Raw genomic sequence first — 870 nt, 5'->3', positions numbered from 1 at the left:
CACGTCGATCGCCGGTTCGCTCGCGGCCGGCTCCGATCCGAATACGTCCGCCGCGCCCTCCAGCAGCCGGGATCGCCACTGGTTGATGAGGTTTGGATGCACGTCATACTGCTGCGCCAACTCGGCCAGCGTCTTCTCACCCTTTACGGCAGCCAGAGCTACCTTGGCCTTAAACGCCGGGCTGTGATTCCGGCGGGGTCGCTTGCTCATCTTGCCTCCTGGGGCGGCCAACATGGCCGCGGTCAGATCGGCAATCCACTTATCCCCGCTGTTCAGATTTCCCGAGCCACCTCTGATTGATCCAGCGACGGCAGCTTAGGCAATCCTCGTTCCCGAAAGTTGTCGGACTGCAAACCACCACCTATCGCCGTTCCACCGCCGCCAGCGTGCGCGGCGTCGCCCAAAGCCGACTGGTAGCTATCAGGATGGAAAGCGGTAGGGCGGCAAGCGCCCAGTTCCGGTCGTCGCGGATTGATTTGCAGAATCCTGAAAGCTGCCGCTTTTGGTTCCCGGCCTTGAGACTTGCGAACGGACGGAAACCTGTGCCCCGAACGGCAATGTCAAAACCGAGCCGAGACTGTTGAAAAAGTAGCGCTTGCAGCCTTTGGCGCAGGGTGATTCACTCGATCCAGGCAGGCGGGAGCGCGGAGCATGATGGGTCGGCAGGTGGCGCAGGGGTCGCTGTTTTACGGCTTCCGGCTCGACGATCACGTGCCTGGCGACCATTTTTTGCGTCGGATCGACGGACTGCTCGACTTTAGCTTCGTGCGCGAGGCGCTGGCCGACAGTTATAGCGCCGCCGGGCGGCCGTCGATCGACCCCGAGCTGATGCTGCGGATGCTGCTGGTCGGTTACCTGTTCGGCATTCGG

Annotated in this window: 2 protein-coding genes; one reads left to right on the top strand and one right to left on the bottom strand. The window is 62.3% G+C overall.

Features of this window, described 5'->3' with window-relative positions; all coding sequences use genetic code 11:
* On the bottom strand, positions 1-210 hold a 210-nt coding region (locus tag EAH84_RS15830; protein WP_140868377.1), incomplete at its 3' end, for a transposase.
* Positions 211-651: 441 nt separating this feature from the next.
* Between EAH84_RS15830 and EAH84_RS15825 the strand changes: the two genes are divergently transcribed.
* The coding region (locus EAH84_RS15825; protein WP_140872847.1) for a transposase at positions 652-870 on the top strand (219 nt) is incomplete at its 3' end.

The organism is Sphingomonas oligophenolica, from assembly GCF_006438955.1.
In the GTDB taxonomy this organism is placed as follows: Bacteria; Pseudomonadota; Alphaproteobacteria; order Sphingomonadales; family Sphingomonadaceae; genus Sphingomonas; species Sphingomonas oligophenolica_A.
This window is presented reverse-complemented; position numbering and strand designations above follow the sequence as displayed.